General features: G+C 68.8%; 1 protein-coding gene. It reads right to left on the reverse strand.

The genetic code is table 11. From position 1 onward, the window contains the following. On the reverse strand, positions 1-310 hold a 310-nt coding region (locus ETC00_RS20160), incomplete at its 3' end, for a Y-family DNA polymerase (protein ID WP_483296503.1). Positions 311-404 lie beyond the last annotated feature (94 nt).

Genomic DNA, 404 nt, shown 5'->3' on the forward strand with positions numbered 1-404 from the left:
GCCGTGAATGGCGGCGGTATTCGTCGAAATCCGCCGGCAGCAGCACCGCGTCGGGCGCGAGCTGCGCCGCCTTCATGAGCCCCATGCCGGAATGCACCCCCAGCGCACGCGCCTCGTAAGTCGCGGTGGTGATCACTCCGCGCCCCGCGTAACTCTTCAGCGCCGGCAGCGACGCCATGCCGCTGCCCCCTGCACTGCGGCGCCGTCCACCGACCACCACCGGCAGGCCGCGCAGCTGCGGGTAGCGCAGCAGCTCGACCGACGCGTAAAACGCGTCCATGTCGAGATGTGCGATGAAGCGCTGACCCATGCGGCGACATCATAACAGCCGGGCCGGCCCGGTTCATGGTACGTTACCCGCCGCGCCTTCCTACAGGATCCACGTGTCGACCGCTCTCCTGCTC

Source organism: Brevibacillus sp. MCWH (genome assembly GCF_013096935.1).
GTDB classification, from domain to species: domain Bacteria; phylum Bacillota; class Bacilli; order Brevibacillales; family Brevibacillaceae; genus Brevibacillus; species Brevibacillus aydinogluensis.